The organism is Aliidiomarina taiwanensis (genome assembly GCF_003987015.1).
Taxonomy (GTDB): domain Bacteria; phylum Pseudomonadota; class Gammaproteobacteria; order Enterobacterales; family Alteromonadaceae; genus Aliidiomarina; species Aliidiomarina taiwanensis.
This window is the reverse complement of the sequence record NZ_PIPQ01000002.1, coordinates 198,182-216,419: the sequence shown is the minus strand read 5'-3', so window position 1 is coordinate 216,419 and position 18,238 is coordinate 198,182. Positions and strand designations below refer to the sequence as shown.

At 49.8% G+C, this 18,238-nt stretch carries 18 protein-coding genes; all 18 read right to left on the bottom strand.

The window, feature by feature from the left end; all coding sequences use genetic code 11:
• Window positions 1–9 precede the first annotated feature (9 nt).
• The 18 genes from CWE15_RS05345 to CWE15_RS05260 all read right to left on the bottom strand — a co-directional run bounded on the left by CWE15_RS05345 (window position 10) and on the right by CWE15_RS05260 (window position 18,237).
• Window positions 10–2,265, bottom strand: a complete 2,256-nt coding sequence (locus CWE15_RS05345) for a Calx-beta domain-containing protein (protein ID WP_126757049.1) — start codon at window positions 2,263–2,265, stop codon at window positions 10–12.
• A gap of 131 nt (window positions 2,266–2,396) precedes the next feature.
• On the bottom strand, window positions 2,397–2,825 hold the full coding sequence (locus CWE15_RS12110; protein ID WP_126757048.1) for a prepilin-type N-terminal cleavage/methylation domain-containing protein: 429 nt from the start codon (window positions 2,823–2,825) through the stop codon (window positions 2,397–2,399).
• 74 nt (window positions 2,826–2,899) lie between these two features.
• The gene (locus CWE15_RS12105; RefSeq protein ID WP_157980716.1) at window positions 2,900–3,388 is read right to left on the bottom strand and encodes a type II secretion system protein; all 489 of its coding nucleotides are present in this window, start codon (window positions 3,386–3,388) and stop codon (window positions 2,900–2,902) included.
• A gap of 70 nt (window positions 3,389–3,458) precedes the next feature.
• Window positions 3,459–3,911, bottom strand: a complete 453-nt coding sequence (locus CWE15_RS05330; RefSeq protein WP_126757046.1) for a prepilin-type N-terminal cleavage/methylation domain-containing protein — start codon at window positions 3,909–3,911, stop codon at window positions 3,459–3,461.
• Window positions 3,912–4,153: 242 nt separating this feature from the next.
• A complete protein-coding gene (locus CWE15_RS12100; RefSeq protein WP_126757045.1) occupies window positions 4,154–4,588 on the bottom strand; it encodes a prepilin-type N-terminal cleavage/methylation domain-containing protein in 435 nt (144 codons plus the stop codon).
• A gap of 80 nt (window positions 4,589–4,668) precedes the next feature.
• A complete protein-coding gene (locus tag CWE15_RS05320; RefSeq protein WP_126757044.1) occupies window positions 4,669–5,265 on the bottom strand; it encodes a type II secretion system protein in 597 nt (198 codons plus the stop codon).
• A 77-nt stretch (window positions 5,266–5,342) separates the two neighbouring features.
• Window positions 5,343–5,819 carry a hypothetical protein gene (locus CWE15_RS05315; RefSeq protein ID WP_126757043.1) on the bottom strand — a complete coding sequence of 159 codons (477 nt, stop codon included), beginning with the start codon at window positions 5,817–5,819 and terminating at the stop codon, window positions 5,343–5,345.
• Entirely contained in the window at window positions 5,820–7,052 is a 1,233-nt protein-coding gene (locus CWE15_RS05310) for a type II secretion system F family protein (RefSeq protein ID WP_126757042.1), read from the bottom strand.
• A complete protein-coding gene (locus tag CWE15_RS05305) occupies window positions 7,045–8,823 on the bottom strand; it encodes a GspE/PulE family protein (protein WP_126757041.1) in 1,779 nt (592 codons plus the stop codon). The genes CWE15_RS05310 and CWE15_RS05305 overlap by 8 nt, the downstream gene beginning before the upstream one ends.
• A complete protein-coding gene (locus CWE15_RS05300; protein ID WP_157980715.1) occupies window positions 8,820–9,893 on the bottom strand; it encodes a tetratricopeptide repeat protein in 1,074 nt (357 codons plus the stop codon). The genes CWE15_RS05305 and CWE15_RS05300 overlap by 4 nt, the downstream gene beginning before the upstream one ends.
• A 2-nt stretch (window positions 9,894–9,895) precedes the next feature.
• The gene (locus CWE15_RS05295; protein ID WP_126757039.1) at window positions 9,896–10,801 is read right to left on the bottom strand and encodes an ExeA family protein; all 906 of its coding nucleotides are present in this window, start codon (window positions 10,799–10,801) and stop codon (window positions 9,896–9,898) included.
• 4 nt (window positions 10,802–10,805) lie between these two features.
• A complete protein-coding gene (gene mshL, locus CWE15_RS05290; protein WP_126757038.1) occupies window positions 10,806–12,482 on the bottom strand; it encodes a pilus (MSHA type) biogenesis protein MshL in 1,677 nt (558 codons plus the stop codon).
• Complete coding sequence (locus CWE15_RS05285; protein ID WP_126757037.1) at window positions 12,479–12,841, bottom strand: hypothetical protein; 363 nt, start codon at window positions 12,839–12,841, stop codon at window positions 12,479–12,481. The genes mshL and CWE15_RS05285 overlap by 4 nt, the downstream gene beginning before the upstream one ends.
• Entirely contained in the window at window positions 12,831–13,481 is a 651-nt protein-coding gene (gspM, locus tag CWE15_RS05280; RefSeq protein ID WP_126757036.1) for a type II secretion system protein GspM, read from the bottom strand. Before gspM ends, CWE15_RS05285 begins: the two co-directional genes overlap by 11 nt.
• Window positions 13,456–14,115, bottom strand: coding sequence for a PilN domain-containing protein (locus CWE15_RS05275; protein ID WP_126757035.1), 660 nt, complete (start codon window positions 14,113–14,115; stop codon window positions 13,456–13,458). The genes gspM and CWE15_RS05275 overlap by 26 nt, the downstream gene beginning before the upstream one ends.
• Complete coding sequence (locus CWE15_RS05270; RefSeq protein WP_126757034.1) at window positions 14,112–15,080, bottom strand: type IV pilus biogenesis protein PilM; 969 nt, start codon at window positions 15,078–15,080, stop codon at window positions 14,112–14,114. The genes CWE15_RS05275 and CWE15_RS05270 overlap by 4 nt, the downstream gene beginning before the upstream one ends.
• A 93-nt stretch (window positions 15,081–15,173) precedes the next feature.
• Entirely contained in the window at window positions 15,174–16,214 is a 1,041-nt protein-coding gene (gene pyrC / locus CWE15_RS05265; protein ID WP_126757033.1) for a dihydroorotase, read from the bottom strand.
• A gap of 73 nt (window positions 16,215–16,287) precedes the next feature.
• Window positions 16,288–18,237, bottom strand: a complete 1,950-nt coding sequence (locus CWE15_RS05260; RefSeq protein WP_126757032.1) for a MacB family efflux pump subunit — start codon at window positions 18,235–18,237, stop codon at window positions 16,288–16,290.
• Window position 18,238: the final 1 nt, after the last annotated feature.

Here is an 18,238-nt window from a genome sequence, read left to right as displayed (position 1 = left end):
AGAGCGTGCTTATTGCACGCTCACATCAATAACGCGCTCTTCAACAGAGCTAGGTAACACCAGGTTTTCTGCACTTTGCAAAATTAATCTGAACGTTTTCCCGCTCGCAGAAGGCTCTATTTCAAGCTCTACCACAACTTCTTGTGCACCTATAGTAAAGCTAGGCGACGCACTTGTTAGCGTAAAGTCTGTGCCCTCAAGTGCCGTACCATTTTCAACAAAAACCGTAAGCGTTCCTGCTAAAGGTGCCACATTAGTGAATGGGAGAACAAGCACTCGCTCCGCCGGCTCGCCTGCACTCGGCGCTGTATACCCTACAGTCCCACTAGGGGGAATAAGCTCAGGTAACGTCGGTGTATCGCGCGGTTCAATTTGAACTGTTACCATGCGGCTTTCTGGGAGCGTAAGTCCATTCGCTTGGGTAAACAACAAGTCAAACTCCTTAGGTTCACCGCCTAAGTCTTGTGGCAGTAGAGTCACGTCTACCGTTAGCTGGTCACCATTCACTGTGGCTTGTATATTCGGGTCAAAGTCGACACCCGATAAAGCAGTGCCATTCCGACCTTGCACCTGCACACTTGCGCCAGTTGCCTGATCACTTAATGGAAAATATAAACTGATATTTTCTGATACGTTCCAACGAGGCACAGGCACCTTAATTAACTGTGGGCTAAGCGTAAGGTATGGCGCCGGAGCAGGGGCCCCGTTGTCCACAATAGCGACTGTAATAGCAGGCTCGCTTGGCAAGTTCAGGTGAAGTGGGCTATGCAGCTCAACTTGGAAGTGCTGAGTGCTTGTTTCTGCTGCATTTACAAGTAAACGAAGGGGCACCGAAATAACACCCATGCCTTTTTCGACCACGAATTGCTCACTGACCACTGCGTAGTCTGTGTCCACCGTTGCAGAATCGTCAATGAATGTAACGCCAAGCTCAGCAACTTCCGATAAAACCTCTGTTAAGGTCAAGTTTAACCGCGCGTCTTTCGCACCTGCTGCTGGTTCATGCACAGTCAATGTACTCGGGGCAGACACCCGTGGGTAAGCCGATGTATCTTCATTACTATGGGTAATGGTTACATACACAGACCGTTCGGCTGGCAGTTTAATACCTTCAGCAGAAACCAACTGAATCCAAAAGCCTACGTCTTCTTTCGTGCCTTGGTCATGCATCAGCACAAGCTCTATTTCCACTTCACGCTGCCCAGCATTCACGTTCACTGCACCTGCACCCGTCGCATCAACAGCTTGATAGTGCACACCGGCTACGGCCGTGTCATCCACCGTTCGCCACTCCAACGTGGCACTTTGTGACAACATATCGCTCAAGGTAAAAATGATGGGGTAAGCAGTAGACTCGCGCTCCACTGAAGGCATACGCAAGTTAAGGCTACTGGGTACATTTAAATCAGGGACTTGCACGCTGGCGTTATAGTTTAGTACCACTTCCATTTCTCGGTTGCTACTAAGGTCTAGCCCTTCAGCACTCAAGAATTGCAGGGTGAAGCTTAACGCATCATCAATCGCTAGGCCTATCACAGGAACAGAAAACACCAGCTCTTGAGCTCCGGCGGCTATACTACAAACACCATTTTCACACTGACTTCCTGTCAAGCTGCGGAAGTGCGTACCTTCTTGAGCAGTACCAGCTAACATATGAATGCTCACGGTTGCGTCTTGTCGCAACCGCTCTGTTAAAGGCAATACAAATACGTACTCTTCTTCGCCACTGGTTGGAGCAACCAAGGTTCGTTGTGTAGGAATGTTCAGTACACTCACCGCATCTGGTTGCCCACTAACATCCACAGGGGTTATGCTGACTGTTTGAACAACGGTTGAACCTAAGCGGGCATTTACAGAAGGCAGAAGCTCCACGCGAAACTCACGAGCCTGCGTTCGAGCAGGATCGTTTAATAAGGTTACTTCTATATTAGCCTGACGCTCCCCCTCGTTAAACGGAACCGCACCAGAGCCTGCAACATAATCTCGCCCTTCAATCGCCGAACCCGCAACCAATCGAAATTTCACCTCACCCGCAATGGGGGCCGCTAAAGAAAAGTTCACAGGTATGGAATACACCATAGACGCATCCGCCGCATCCATAGTCACTGTTGAAGAACCAGCAAGGGTAATTTCAGGGAATGGGTTATTCACAGCACCCGGCACATTATCTGGGTGCTCTTCATTGCAGCCGCTTAATAAAGCAATGCTAAACAGAAAAAACACAACAGCAGCTTTCGCTTTTGCCCATAATATCAAACGATTCATTCCAGCTCCTTTGGACAACGAACGGCTGCCCTCACCAACCCACTTAAAACAACCTAATTACAACAATCTATTATGTGTTAATTTAGCTGCAAATGGCACCCTCAAGCAAAATAATAAACCAAGAAACTTGGCTAGCAGCCTGAAGTGACCACCTCGAATGTCGGTGGATCTTTGCGAGCAGCATCCATGTTGTATTTTACATAGCAGTTATCACGCTTTGAAGAGGAGCTTTTACGAACACTAAAAGTAACCGACTCATCAAGCACAGTTTCAATAAACCATTCGCTACCGTCTACACCCGCTGCGTCTATTATACTTTCCCGCTTCGTACCACCTTGCGCATCACGCGACTTTGGATATAAAGCCTCACCTTTAAGGGCCGTGCGAGCGTACTCGATGGTTGCCGTTGACTGTAACTGCGCCTTAAGCCCTTGCAAGGTACTAATGCGCGCGTCTTTAGAGAAATCAAAAAACTTTGGCGCCGCCGTTACCGCTAAAATACCCAGAATAACAATGACAATAATAAGCTCTATCAGGGTGAAACCTTTTTGTTTATACACTTTTAAATTCCTTTACTTACACGCATACAATTTCGTGCATTAAAACGGGTTATATGTTCTTACTCTCTAAGCAGCTAACAATGGTCTAACCGCACACCAACCTCAGGCGTTGCACCAGGAGACTCTGCCGCACGGTAAAAGGCATAACAGTCTGTGGCTTGAATGGCTGCCCCTTCTTTCTTAAAGCTTGCGTGTGTTATGTAAATAAGCCCCGTTGCATGGTGGTACACCCAGTCACTATTATTAACTAACGTTGTGCTTTTCTGTAATTCAACCGCTTTTAAAATACCATCTGGGGTCGCCGTTGGGTATCCATACACAAGGTGAACACCTTCCACATACACATTGTCAGCAATGATGGAGTTGGTTTTACCTTCAATAGCCGCCCGTGCATTAATTAAATGTGCTGCACTTTCCATAGCGCCCCTTAACCCATTTAAACTGTTTTTACGGGTTTGACTAGTGAAATCAAAAAACCTTGGTGCTGCCATAACAGCAAGTATGCCCAAAATAACGATAACAACAATGAGCTCTACGAGTGTAAAACCTTTTTCTACTTTCATTTGTGCATTCTCACAAGAAGACCTGACCTTTTTCATTCTCAGAAAAGGCATCATTCTCTAAGCTATATTATCAGCACTCCGAGTCTTCAACTTCAATTTCATAGGAAGCTGGGTTCGAGCTTGTCGGTTGCACTCGCACATAAGTTACGTAACATTGTTTTATGTTTGTATAAGTGACAGTGCTTGGTATGGGGTCATTATACCCTTTGGGTGCAAAGCCAATAATAGGCTGACCAGCAGCGACTGTTTCTACAAAGTCCCAGTCTTGGCTGCTAACCCCTGCAGCCACGCCTATGCCGGCAAGTGTAGCTTCTGGGTATTCTAATGTTTCCCCCGCAATAGCTTTCTTTGCATACTCAATATTAGCCGCACCTTCTAGTGCCGCCTTTAAGCCTTTTAAGGTACTTTTCCGCGCATCACTACTGAAATCAAAAAACTTCGGCGCCGCTGTCACAGCTAAAATACCAAGAATAACAATGACAATAATCAACTCAATAAGGGTAAAGCCATTCTGTTTTTTCATCCGAAGTTCCTTTTCAATTCCTTTTATAGGATAATTTGTATCCGATTTTAACCACCATACGAAGAGTCTGTAAGTACACTAATTGTACTTTTAAATTGATTTCCTTTTGTAAAGTCATAGGAACGGCTGGCCATGCCTGCCCTACGGGGTTGTACGTAATAATTGGCTACAACACCATGGGTATAAAAAAAGGAGCCGAAGCTCCTTTTTTAGCCGTCATGCAGTGCATGACCTACTGTTAATTAACAGCCATTGGTTTCTATCGAAATCACTGGAGGCGTATTAGCATCTGCTCCGCTTGCATTATACTCTACATAACATTTATCAATAGTTGTGTGGTCCGCAGCATCAAGTGCAGCTGTTTGAGTCGTTGATGCAGGCGCTACCCGAGTTATTGAAGAAGCGGCTGTAGTAGCAATTAGCCAATCTGACGTCGACATACCCGCATCAGTAGCTATATTGTCTGCTGTTGGGTAAGCAGGGCTACCACTAATAGCACTCTCAGCATACTTCACTTGCATTGCCCCTTGAATCGCTGCTTTTGCGCCTCCTAGGGTACTTTCACGCGCATCACTCGAAAAATCAAAAAATTTCGGTGCGGCGGTAACGGCGAGGATGCCGAGAATAACGATCACGATGATCAGTTCGATAAGTGTAAAACCTTTTTGCTTTTTCATGGTGTATACCTTTGTTGATGTTTTAAAAAATGTATTCCTGCATAGTGCACAGCAAGGTTTAAACATTGCTGCTGGAATTCTTAGTTTCTATTCAAATTTACGCTTACGTTACCTGTGCGTGGATTATAAACAAAATTATTTCCTACGGTAAGGTAATCATTACCACTTGGGGCAGAAGTGAGCCCTTTTATTGTGTTTGTTTGATAATAAACACAAATATCATTGGTGCCATTATTTTCTGCAGTTACATAAAAGCGAACTTTACTCGCGTCAGTAAAGTTTATACTTGCCGTAGGCGCGCCTTGCAGTATGGCTGCAAATAGCGAACGACAGTCGTTCGCATTCATGTTCTGGTCGTGGGCGGTTTCGTTCAGGTTGCCGCTTACCGGATAACCTCGGTTGCCGTCCACATTTACGCGCACCATATCAATAATAACAGAAGCACCCGCACCTGTGGCTGGGTTGGTGCCGCTTGGTCGCCCGTCCAGCTCCCATTGGCCGCGCACTATACCGACTGCGCTGGCAAAGCCCCCGGCAACGCCTTCCACCGAAGCGTCTTCCGCTTCACTGGCCACGTTAGTAAAGCGCGGCAATGCGGCGGCGGCAAGCAAGCCTAAAATAACCACCACAATAATAAGTTCAATTAAGGTAAACCCTCTTTGTTTTATTTTAATCATCCAATGTTTCCTTAAATACCCCTTGCATTTATATGGTAACACTCTATTTAGTATATATGCTATGCGCCAGTCCAAATTTAGTACAACTTCTCAACCTGCCCACGCGCGGGGTAAAAGTGAAAGACTTCTGTCCCTGCGTAATAAAAGCGGCACATGTCTTGTGCGGCATCGTATTGCGCACTTAGTTCCCGCTTTAGCTGTTCACCTGCAGCAAGTATGCTCCATAGCTCAGTACAGCCTTGCACCCCTTGCTGCGCAGCCTGTGGCCACCCTTCACGGCTCATAGCTATGGGCACCTGCACCGTGTTGTTGCTGCCGTCCCTGTCGGTTAAAGGCAGTAATAATACCTCTGGTTCCCCTTGCCGCATCCATTCAACCCGTGCCCGCATCAGGTTTTCCGAAAACCGGGTCATGGCGGTTTGTAACTCTGCATTTCGCCAAGCGGCTTTGGGGCTAAATGCAATACGCACCAAGACAGTTGCTAATAAAACCATCACAACAAAAGCGGCTAAGAACATAAGTAGGCTCCGGCTTCGCTCTGGTTGCTGTTCCATTTATAAGCTTCCTGTCATGTCCATCATGCTCCACATGGGGAGGAATATACCCATGGCTAAAAAACCAACAATAAGCGCTACGCCACCAATGAGTATGGGCTCTATTTTGGAGAGCAAGTTCTTTAAGTCGTAGTCTACTTCGCGCTCGTAATACTCCGCCGACTCCAGCAATAAATCGTCGAGGTTACCGGTTTCTTCTCCGACGGCTATCATTTGTAACACCAGCGCACTAAATAGCTGACTCGAGCGGCTTACCCGGCTTAGTGACTCGCCTCGTTCAATGCCTCGACGCATTTCAATAATGCGTGTGGCCATATGGCGGTTGTCCAAGGCCTCCGACACGAGGTTCAGGGCTTGGGTTAAGGGAACGCCTGCATTGAGCATGACACTGAAGCTGCGGCAAAAACGCCCTAGCAGTGAACGTTCAATAATGTCGCCCATAATAGGCAGCTTAATTTTCCAGTGGTCCCACTTTGCTCTGCCATGCTCTTGGCGAACCCAGTAACTGACCCACGCTACGGTACCTGCCACACCCAGCAGCAATAGGTGCCAGTAATTCACAAAAAAGTTGGAGCTCGCTAAAAGCATACGGGTCACCAATGGCAGTTCAACGTTCATGCTGGTGAACATGGAAACAAAGTTCGGAATAACAAACATATTCAGCACAAACACAGCAATAATTAAACTCACCACCACAAAGCTAGGGTAACGCGTGGCCTGCTTTATACGCTTTCTCGTTTCCTGCTCATTTTCCAAATAAAAAGCTAACTGCTGAAAACTTTCTTCTAGCCGTCCTGTGTTTTCCCCTACATGCACAACCGCTACCACAAGTCGCGGAAATACTTTCGGGTAGTCGGACATAGCAGCCGACAAACTACGGCCCCGCTCTAGCTCGTCGCTAATGCCTTGCAAGGCTGCCCCAAGCTGTTTGTTACTGGCGTTTTCAGCTAAGCCTTGCACGGCCCGCAGCATCGACACCCCCGCTTTAGTCAGCGCATACATTTGGCGTGTAAACATGACCAAGTCGGGCAAGGGTAACTGCCGAACCAGCAGCTCTTTCATGTTGATACTGCCGAAGCTACTGCCACTTCCTTGAGTACCAGCAATAATTTGCACGGGCACAATGCCTTGGCGCATCAGTTGTTCAGCCACGGCACTTTCATTTGCGCCATTTAGCGTGCCTTTTACCATATTGCCTTGGCGGTCGCGGCCTTGGTAACGGAAGCTACTCATCCGTTACTTCTCCAGCTTGCTGTTGCAAGGCTTCCTGTGCGGCCATTTCTTCGTCATCTAAATAAGGCAGTCCAGCCACCAAGGTCATCACCTCTTCAAGGGTGGTGAGGCCCTGCGCCGCATATTCAAGTGCTGTCTGCGCCAAGCTCTTAAATGACTTGCTTTCCTTTACTGCGGCTGCAAACGCTTCCGTGTCGCTGGTGCGCAACGCGGCCATCATGCGCTCGTCAATTTCCAGCAATTCAAACACACCCACACGGCCACGATACCCCGTGTAGTTACAGCGTTGGCATCCTCGCCCTTTTTTTAAGGTGGCGTTTTCAGGAATTGGGCCAATCATGACTTTTACTAAATAAGCGTCTTGCGGATCTACCTGAGCCGCTTGGTCACAGTGGGTACAAACACGCCGTAAAAGACGTTGCGCCAGCACTGCTCGCAAGGCACTAGCCACTAGGTACGGGGCCGCTCCCATGTCTATCAAACGCATGGCGCTGGTGGCCGCATCGTTGGTGTGCAACGTCGAAAGCACCAAGTGACCGGTAATGGAGCCTCGTAGACCAATTTCCACGGTTTCTTGGTCTCGCATTTCACCCACCATAATAATGTCGGGGTCTTGTCGCAACGTGGTGCGCAGCACACGCGCAAAGGTCAAGCCAATATTGCTGCTCACCTGCACTTGTGAAACCCGTGGTAACCGATATTCCACGGGGTCTTCTACGGTAATTATTTTCTTCTCTGGCTGGTTTAACTCACTGAGCGCCGCATACAAGGTGGTGGTTTTACCCGAGCCCGTAGGCCCTGTGACCAGAATAAGCCCGTGGGGCCGATGCAGGTGGTGGCGGAACCGCTTTATCATAGGCTCTGGCATGCCTGTTTGCTCTAGTTGCAATAGCCCCGACGACTGATCAAGCAATCGCATAACACAGGCCTCACCATACTGGGTGGGCATGGTCGACAAACGCACATCGATAAGTTTTTTAAGCACCCGCATTTGAAAGCGGCCGTCTTGGGGCAGGCGCTTTTCAGAAATGTCCAAGCCCGACATCAGCTTCAGTTTAAGTACAACCGCACCACCAATGTTTAATTCGTTCAGCATGGTTTCTTGCAGCTGGCCGTCTACCCGCTGCCGAATACGCAGGCCTTTTTCATCCGGCTCAAGGTGAATGTCTGAAGCGCGCACCTGCACCGCATCAGAAAATATCGACTGCAGTAAGCGGGCAACCGTGACATCCCCTTCGTCGCTTTCGTCTGTCAGTTGCTCAAGTGAAAACTCGTCATCACCCCCGCTCTCTTGCTGCAGTTGCTGGGCTAGCTCGTCTATTTCTTGGGTGCGGCGGTACAGGTTGTCAAACGACTCAATAAGCTGTTGTTCGGGCACCACCGCAAGGTTTACCTGCCGTGGGGAAAGTAATGCGGAAATAGCATCTATTGCCGTAAGGTCGGCAGGATCACTCATCCCCACGGTGGCCGTGTCATCGTCGGCCTCAAGTACTATGGCTCTATGTCTCCGGGCCTGTACTTCGGGTAACAAGCGCACTACGTTAGAGTCAAGCCGCAGCTCGCTAATATCCACCAATGGCACGCCGAGCTGCTGCGATAAAAACTCTAACAGCTCTAATTCTGTCACAAAGCCTAAGTCGACTAAGGTATGACCGAGCTTACGCCCCGATACACGCTGTTCAGACAGGGCCTGGTTCAGTTGGCTTTCAGTAATGACTTGTTCGTGAACCAACAAGTCGCCTAATCGCATGCGTAATCGAGGACGTGTCATGGCTGTAACTCCTCAATTCGTTGATGAATAAAGGTGCGCGTGGCAACCGACAAAGACGGGTCTGTTAAAGCGTTTCGGTAGGCCTCAATGGCAGCACTTGGGTGTGCTAACTCTTCTTCTGCCATAGCCAGCCCCAGCCACCATCGACCTTCACTTGCTCGCCAAGTCGTTAAAACTTGGTAAGTACTGCGGGCTAGTTCAAACTGCTCAAGCTCGTGGGCCAATGCCCCCCGTAAAATAAGTAAGTCCGCATACTCAGGCAGGCGATTGTCTACCCGCTCTAGTAAGCGTAGTGCCATGTCTTTTTGTTCTGCCCGCTCGAGCATACGTGCTTGCAATAACATCAGCCGCGGCGTTTGCGGAAACTGTTCCAGCCCTTGTTCAAGTACGTTTAAAGCGTCACTTAAAAACCCTTGGCTAAAATAGTACACCGCCAGCTGCTCACGGGCTTCATGGTAACTCGGAGCTAGCACCAGCGCCTCTTGCAGGTCCTTGGCACCTGCTTGACGGTCCCCTTGTTGTAAAGCTTGCATGGCCTGCTGAAAGCGCTGCTCGGCTAACTGCTGTGCCGACACCTGGGTGCGCTCAATTTGCATGTGTCCTGCAGGCGCTTTAGGCGGTTGCTCAGCGGTTTGAACGGGCGCTCTCTCTTCGCCTACCGGCTCTTCAGTCTCTTCTATCGTTATTTCTTGCTCGGCGGGAGCTGCTGGCTCCGCTGCCGCTTGTGCAACTGGGTACATTTGGCTGGCATGAATGGGCTCTGCCTGAGGCGGCTGTGGCTGCTTTTCGGCTGCCACCAGAACCTGCTCCTGAGGCGTGTCTGTCGCTTCTGGCTGCGCTAATTCAACAGGCTCTTGTATAGCAACAGGCGTTTCGTCCATGGTGAGCATGCGCCAGCCAAATAGCAGGGCCAACAATACACCGACACTACCGAGGGTACCGAGCAGGAAAAACAGCCACGCCGGTTTGGCTTTTTGCCCATGGCTCAAATTGGGCACAGTACGCTGCGCTGCAAGCTCTTGCTGCTCACGACTGTCAATGTCTTTTAATACTTGGTTAATCAAGCTCATAACTACACCCAGTCCATTGCATAAGCGATTCCTGCCACACATACTACACCAAGCATGGCGCCAATCGCAGCCCAACTCCCTGGCCCCATTCCCATTGCGCTGGCATCCTCAGTGTCTTTTACAGCTGCCAGCACATCTTTACGGATGAGTTTTCGGCGCCCTGCGCCATAAGCGGAAAGCAAGGCTTTATGTGCTATCACATTCGCTAAACGTGGTACGCCTCGACTCGCCTTGTGCACGCGTTGCACCAAGTTAGGGGTAAACAGAGGCAATCCCGCATACCCTGCGACCATCAACCTATGCTGCAAATACTGCCCCATTTCTTCTCTGTTTAAACTGTCTAAGGCATAGCTAAACGTAATACGCTGGCGAAGCTGACGGAACTCTCGTTTCGCTAAACGCTCGTCTAACTCTGGCTGCCCCATTAAAATTAAGTGAACTAACTTACGCGACTCGGTTTCTAAATTAGAAAGCAACCGCAAGGCTTCTAAGCTTTCTTTCGGTAAGGCCTGCGCTTCGTCCAACAGAATCACCACCGAACGGCCCAAGGTGTTAATGCGCAGCAGCTCTTGCTCTAGCGCTTGGGTCAGCCTGTGCTGATCCATCTTGTCCACCCCCTCAATACCTAACTCTACAGCAATGGCTTGACGCAGCTCGGCGGGTGTTAAGTAAGGATTTGGAATATAAGCAGTGACAAAATGATCGGGCACTTCATTCAGTAATTTTCGGCAGAGCAGGGTTTTCCCCGTGCCCACTTCACCCGTTATTTTAATAAAGCCTTCGCCGGTTTTTAGGGCGGTTAACAGCACATTTAACGCAGCATCGTGCGACTGCAAGCCGCAATAGAAGCTTGTATTTGGCGTTAGGGTAAAGGGCAGCTCACGCAAGCCGAAGTGGTATAAATACATAAGGTTACTCGGCTTCGTACCAGCGGCGTAATAGTTCTCGCGAGCGTTCAAGCTCACCGTCCCAGGTGTCTACCCCCACAATGGTTGGGCGCAGCATAATCACCAGCTCTTTTTTGCTTTCACGCTGACGTCGGTTGGTAAACAGCTCCCCTAAAAATGGAATGCTGCCCAGAACAGGCACTTGGCTTGTGTCTTCCACATAGCTGGTTTGCATTAAGCCACCAATAATCACCACTTCGCCGTCGCGCGCTCGAATAATGGTGTCCGACTCGCGAATATTGCTGCGCGCTAAGGGCAATACAAACCTGTCTTCATTGAGAGATATAATTTTTTCTTGCTCTGTGGTTTCCGTAACCGAAGGGTGCACATGCAAGGTAATTTGTCCCGACTCGCCAATTTGCGGTGTCACATCGAGCGCAATCCCAGAGAAGAACGGCGTTAACTGAATATTCGGCGTGGACGTGGTAGCCGTCCCTGTCACTGTGGTGGTGGACACGTCGGTCACAAAGTACTCGTCTTCACCTATTTTTATAACCGCTTTTTGGTTATTCGTAGCTGTCACCCGTGGGCTGGAAAGCACCTGTACCTGGCCTTGCGAAGACATGAGCTCGACCATACCAGCAAAGGTTTGGTTGCTAAAGCTAATGCCCATCACACCGCCTAAGCTACCACTGTCAATATTGGCGCCACTAAAGGAAACTTCCGTAACCCCGCTGCCAATTTTACTGGTGATTTTCGACCAATCGACACCTTGCTGGTACTGGTCATTTAAGGTCACCTCAACAATACGCGCCTCTAGCACGACTTGCCGCTGCAAGCTGGTTTGTGCAGAATTTAAAAAGTCACGTACTGCACGTATTTCTGCGGGAAAGGCGCGCACTGTGGCTAAGCCAGCTTGAGGAGACACCACAACTTTACGGCCTTGGCCATCGCCAATAATGCCTTGCAATAGTTCTTCTAGCCCCTTCCAAAAGTCGGTTTCTGAGCTCGTGCTAATGGAGCTGCCCGCTTGGCGGCTGCCCATCAAGTTGTTATTGCCCTGCTGGTCGGCTAAATTATTTTGGCCCAGACTGTTATTGCCCATAGTGTTGTTATTGAAGTTCTGGCCCGACATTTGGCCACCGCGGTTGCTGCTGTCCACCACGCCGCCTGCCGTTATTTGCGTTTGGCTAATGCCGTAACGGCGCAGGGACAAATAATCAAGGGCTATGGTTTCTGTACGTAACCCGGCAGGGAATACCCGGTAAATTCTGCCTTCCTTGCGAATATCAAAGCCGTAAATGTCTTGCACCACGTCCAAGGTTTCTTGCAACGTAACATCGCGCAGGTTCACAGTAATGCGACCCTGTACCTGCGGGTGCACCACCAAACTATAAGGCGACTCTTCTGTGAGCTGGGCGAAAAAGTCGGCGGCCGCCATATCCCGGGCTTGAATGGAAAACCGCGGCTCATCAAGTAAGGCTTGCACAGCTGTGCTGCGCTCACTCATGCCTTGCCTTAACGCCGCACGAACTTCATCGGGCACGCGGCGCTCTGCCTCAGTATTTGCAGGAGACCCCGTTTGCAACATATCCTGTGCTTCTACAGAAAGCTGTTCATTCGACTTACTTGCGCAACCGGTTAGGGCGCTCAAGGCAAGTAAGCAAATGCCGAATAGATGTGCTTGGCTTGTTTTTATCATTTATTATCCCTGCCTCGTTTTATTGCATCCTGGGCAAACACGGCGAGCACTAGCTCATCTTCATTTTGCCTGAGCAGCACGGTGGAAGCATGTATCGCATGCACCGTCCATGGGCCAACCTGGTCGCCTACATAATAGTTACGACCGTCAATAAGAGCACGCCCTCGTCCTTGCTGAAACCAAATACTTTGAAGGTGCAGCTGCGGTGCTCTAGCCTGAGCTGCCGCCGGAGCTTGTATACTGGCCGGTGGGCGAGTTGGGTCTACAGTCGGTCGCGCGGCCCAAGCAGGCATGCTACAGAGCAGCCCTCCAATTCCAAAACCAATGCCTAAACCAATATAAAATCGACTAATTGCCATCTGCCACCGCCGCATAACTAAGTGTAAAAAGTTCCAGAGTAACGCGTGCTTCTGGGTGCTCTTCTACCTGGTAATCAAACCCCTGCCAATAAAACGACAGGGGCAAGCCTGACAACGCTTCCAAATAGTCGTGTATTGCAAAAAAGTCGCCCGTTAAGGTGACCTTCACTGGATACTGCATAATATTCACAGTATTCGCTGTTTCTTCACTTTGCTCAATAAAAGGCTGCGGCTGCTCTGTTACAAAAGCTTCCAAAGTCAAACCAGCCCCCGACTCCAGCAAAGCTTCAAGCCATGCTAGCAGTTGTTCGGGCTGCATAAACTCGGCTTTTTCGTCTAGCAATTCACCCAGCCGGTTGCGCTCTCTTTCAAGGCGCTGCAATCGTGCTCGTAAAGCTTCATTTGGGTCCACCGCAGCTTGCGCTTCTAAGCTGGTTACTTCCTCGGCCAATGCTTGGTTTTGCGCCGCACTCGTCGTTAACGCCGCTTGCTTCTCTTGAACGGAGAGGTATGCCGGCTCAACGGCTACAAGCCAAGCCAGCCACGCCACAGCAAGCAACAACACCACACTCAGCAGCCAGCGTTCACGCGGTACCCGGCTGGTAAACCAAGCATCAAATTTCAGGTACAAGGATTTCATTTAATTTTATACCCTCCATTTGTTCTTCAATCAGCGCTTCTTGATCATTCGTTCGGGGCTTGCTCAGTAAGGCAAAGTTTAATACGCGGCTCGTGTCTCGCTGCAAGTCAACCACGGAAAATTGATGCTTTGCTAGGGTGGTGGTTTGTGAAAACTTGGCCATCCACCGTGGTATTAAGCCTGCTTCTAGCGTGCTCCCCTCGAGCTCCACGCCTTCGGGGGTAATTGAAATACGCGTCAGCCACACCCCCTGAGTATGAATAGAAGCCAGCTCTTGTAAAACCGGAGACAAGTTGTCGCGTTGAATGGTTCCACGGTTTTCAAACTCAGCAAGTAACGCTTGGCGCGAACTAATTTCTAACTCGGTTTGGGCAGTTTGACGCAGCAAGCTTCGCATGGGCTGTTGCCGGTTGGCTTGTGCCACTAAGTCCATCATTCGTTCGTTTAGATTTTGCTGGCTCTGTGTTAATGCGTCCTGTTGCTCTTGTAGCGAGTGAAGTGCGTATTCCAGGCCACCGCGCGCCATCGCCGCAACAAGCAGCACAGCAGCAACCGCCCATACTACACGTTGACTCGTCAAGGTTTCTTTGACCGGGTGCAAAGAGCTATGATAAAGATTCAAGCGACGCTTCATACCTTCACCTCCGCCGCCTCAGTTTGCTCTTCCGTTAGCCAAGTTACACCAGCCAATACCGCTAAGTCTTTGTAGTCACCCCGCTGCAGTTCTTTGGCCCAAGCTGGGTAGAGCAGCACACTATGTTCCACACCCAGTTGAGCGCCCAGAAACTCAGCAACCTGCTTTGCTTCGTAGTGTGCCGAAGCTACCACTAAGTGACTCAGAGGCGCCTGGCGCAGTTGGCCACTGTAAAAGTCAAGCGAGCGTTGGACTTCCAACGCCAGCACTTCAAGTTCTTCTGTGTCCTGTGCGGAAATGCTACTCAGTGGCCGAATGCGGGTGAGCGCACGGTTTAACACCAGCTGATTGTTCACAATAATTTGTAACTGACTCACTTGGTGCAGAGACTCCGTTAACAACACCAGCTTCTCTTCTTCAGGGAACCAGCGTGTCAGCGCCAGCACTGAATTCACAATGCCTTGAATGTGGAATTTTGCTGCATGCAAAACCTCAAGAATCGGCTGTAAGAAACCCCGGCTTGCTACAATGACGCTTATATTCTTGCTGCCGCTGGCTTGAATAGGCGGGTCATAATAGTCCGCTACAATATCTTCCGCCGGTAGTGACACTAAGTCCTTTAGTGTCCACTGCAATGCGTTCGTAATTTCGTCTTCTGGCAGGCTTGGCTTTTCCACGCTTACTTCTTGCACCAAGCCAGCTCCAAGCACAAGCTGCAAAGGTTGGTTTTTTGTGGGAAATTTTTCGTAGCGGGACAGCAACGCAGAAATCGCAGCAGGGGTATCGCCATCGACAATGTCAACATCGTCGTTCACAACCAATTCCCAGCTGCCGCCTCGCCATTGAATAGCACCTTCGGCATCCAATGGGTGAGTGACGGATTTTAAAACCGCAATATACACTTTTTCTTTATGCACACTTATAGAGTACGCATATTGCTGCTTTTTTTTACGGGGCCACTTCAATCAGTCTGCCTCTACTTATTGTTTTTACTTAACTTAATGTTTACAAGTGTATGTTAATTTAAGCATGCACTGCAATCAATCATTCACTCTAGTTTATACACTGAGCTTCCACTGTAAAAGCTCACCTGCCCAATAAGGCACAAAGGTTTGTCCAGCCACTACTACTTGTTCGGGTACACGCCATTCTTCTCGCGCTAAAGTAATGGTGTTGGTATTCACTGGCAAGCCATAGAATTCAGCACCAAACCGGCTCGCAAAGTTCTCTAGCTTATCCAGTGCATTCATGCGCGTGAAAAATTCAGCGTATAACTCAATGGCGGCCGGGGCCGAGTAACAACCAGCACAACCGCAAGCGTTTTCTTTATTGGCTTGTGCATGGGGCGCCGAGTCGGTGCCAAGGAAAAAACGTGAGTTGCCACTGATAGCGGCGGTCTGCAAAGCTTCTTGGTGTGTTCTGCGTTTCAGCACAGGTAAGCAAAAGTTGTGGGGGCGCACACCACCTACCAGCAAGTCGTTGCGGTTCATTAATAAGTGTTGCGGAGTAATGGTGGCTGCCACACCGGCACGCGCTTCGGTCACGAACTGAGCAGCATCGGCGGTGGTTATATGCTCAAGTACAACTTTCAAACCCGGGTGCTGGTCAACAATATCCACCAGGTAGCGGTCTATAAACACTTTTTCCCGATCAAAAATATCTACTTCTGGCTCGGTCACTTCGCCGTGCACCAATAAAGGCACTCCCAGTTCTGCCATGGTTTCAAATACTTCCGCCATGCTGGTTACGTCCGTTACACCCGCTGCTGAGTTGGTGGTAGCGCCAGCTGGGTACAGTTTAAACCCAATCACAAAGGGGGTCTTTGCCGCCTCACGTATTTGCTCTGCTGTGGTGGTTTGCGTGAGATAAAGAGCCATCATCGGCTGAAAGGAATGCTCCGCCGGTACCGCTTGCATAATGCGCTCGCGGTAGCTTGCAGCTGCTTCAACCTGAGTCACCGGAGGCACCAGGTTTGGCATAATTACAGCCCGGTGAAAGGCTTTTGAAGTCTCGGGAACAATATCGGTCAATACGTCACCGTCGCGAACGTGCAGGTGCCAGTCGTCGGGGCGTAATAATGTCATGTGCTGAGCGGGCATACGAAGCGTCCTTACAAAAACAAGAATGCTTATAGTATACAGTTTTTTAGCGTTGCTATAACACCTGCTCAGGTTATTCGTTCACCAAGGCTTGCACTGGATCAAGTTGCGCCGCTTTTCTGGCAGGTACATAACCAAATACCAAGCCAATAATAAAGGCACAGCCAAAGGCCAGCATGACAGGCGCCGTTGAAAACAGCACCGCAGTGCCTAAGCTGCCCAGCACCCACGTAACCCCAATGCCAATAGCAACACCGAGGGCACCACCTATTAAAGAAACGGTTACCGCCTCAATTAGAAACTGTTGCTGAATCAGCGCTGGCTTCGCGCCTACCGCCATTCGAATTCCTATTTCACGAGTACGCTCCGTTACGCTTACCAGCATTATATTCATCACGCCAATGCCGCCCACCACCAATGAAATCACAGCAATCACGCCAAGCAACACTGTCATGGTGTTTTGGGTTTCTGTTGCCGTTTCTATAATCGACGCCATGTTGCGGATCATAAAGTCTTCGACACCGTGCCGCTCTAATAAAAGGGCGTGCACGTCTTCTTGTACTTTTTTCATCAGCTCGGCATCAGAGTTGATGGCGGCAACAGTGACGTTTCTTAAATGGCGTTGCCCAAATAAACGCAAGCTTCCTGTGCTATAGGGCACAAACACCACATCGTCTTGGTCCTGTCCCCACGGCGTTGCACCGCGGGCTTCCATCACACCTATGACCCGAAACAGCACATTGTGAATAAGCATCACTTCCCCAAGCGGGTTCCGGTCAGGGAATAGCTGTTGCCGCACTGTTTCACCAATCACTGCAACAGTGGCATACAGGGCTTCGTCTTCTTTGGTAAAGAAGCTCCCCTGCGACAAGGCCCACTGGCGCGCTATTGGAAAGTCGGCATAGGTTGCATTCACTTGAGCTTCTTTATCGAAGCCTTCGCGGCGGAGCGTTCGACTAGAAGTCAGCTCCGGCACAGCGGCTAAAATATTCGGCAATTTATTAATGGCATCCACATCTTCTGGCATTAGGGTAGCCACTTGCCACCGACCCCGTGTATTCGGTGCGCCAGGAAATACAGACAACAAGTTCGAGCCCATGGCACTAATACGGTCGACCACTTCTTGCTGGGCCCCTTGGCCAATCGCCAGCATGGAAATAACGGCCGCCACCCCAATCACAATACCGAGCAATGTGAGTGCGGTACGGAAAATATTTGTCCGCAGCGAGGTCAATGCAGTTACTAAAGAGCGCCAAGTACTTTGTGCCCACGACGGCTCTTTATGTGGCAAAGAAGGTTTTGCTTGGCGCTCTTCGGGCTTGGCATGGGCAGCTATTTCGTCGCTAATAATATGGCCGTCTTTTAGCTCGACAATGCGATCCGCATGGGCCGCCACTTCCGGCTCGTGGGTAATCAAAATGATCGTGTGGCCTTCTTCCGACAGCTGTTTTAATAACGCCATTACTTCCGCCGAGCTTTTACTGTCTAAAGCACCCGTTGGCTCGTCGGCTAGAATAATGTCACCACCATTCATCAACGCGCGTGCAATAGACACCCGCTGCTGTTGCCCCCCGGAAAGCTCACTTGGTTTATGGTGCGTTCTTTCCTGTAAACCCAAGCGCGTGAGTAATGCCGTTGCCCGCTCTTGTTGTTCGGCACGAGTCGCGCGCGTGTAATTTGCCGGTAGTTCAGCATTTGCTTGGGCCGTTACGCCCGGCAGTAAGTTATATTGCTGAAACACAAATCCAAACGACTCGCGGCGTAATTGCGCCAGCCGGTTGGCCGACATATCCGCTACTTTTTCACCACGTAGCCAATAGTCACCTGTCGTGGGCTTGTCTAAACAGCCGAGAATATTCATCAAGGTCGACTTGCCCGATCCCGAGCTACCAATAATGGCAACGAACTCACCCGCCTGAACCTCGAAATCAATGTTGTGCAATACTTGCGTGGTAACGCTACCCGTTTGATAGGCTCGCGTAACGCCACGAAGCTTTATGAATGGTTGCTGCGACTGACTCATG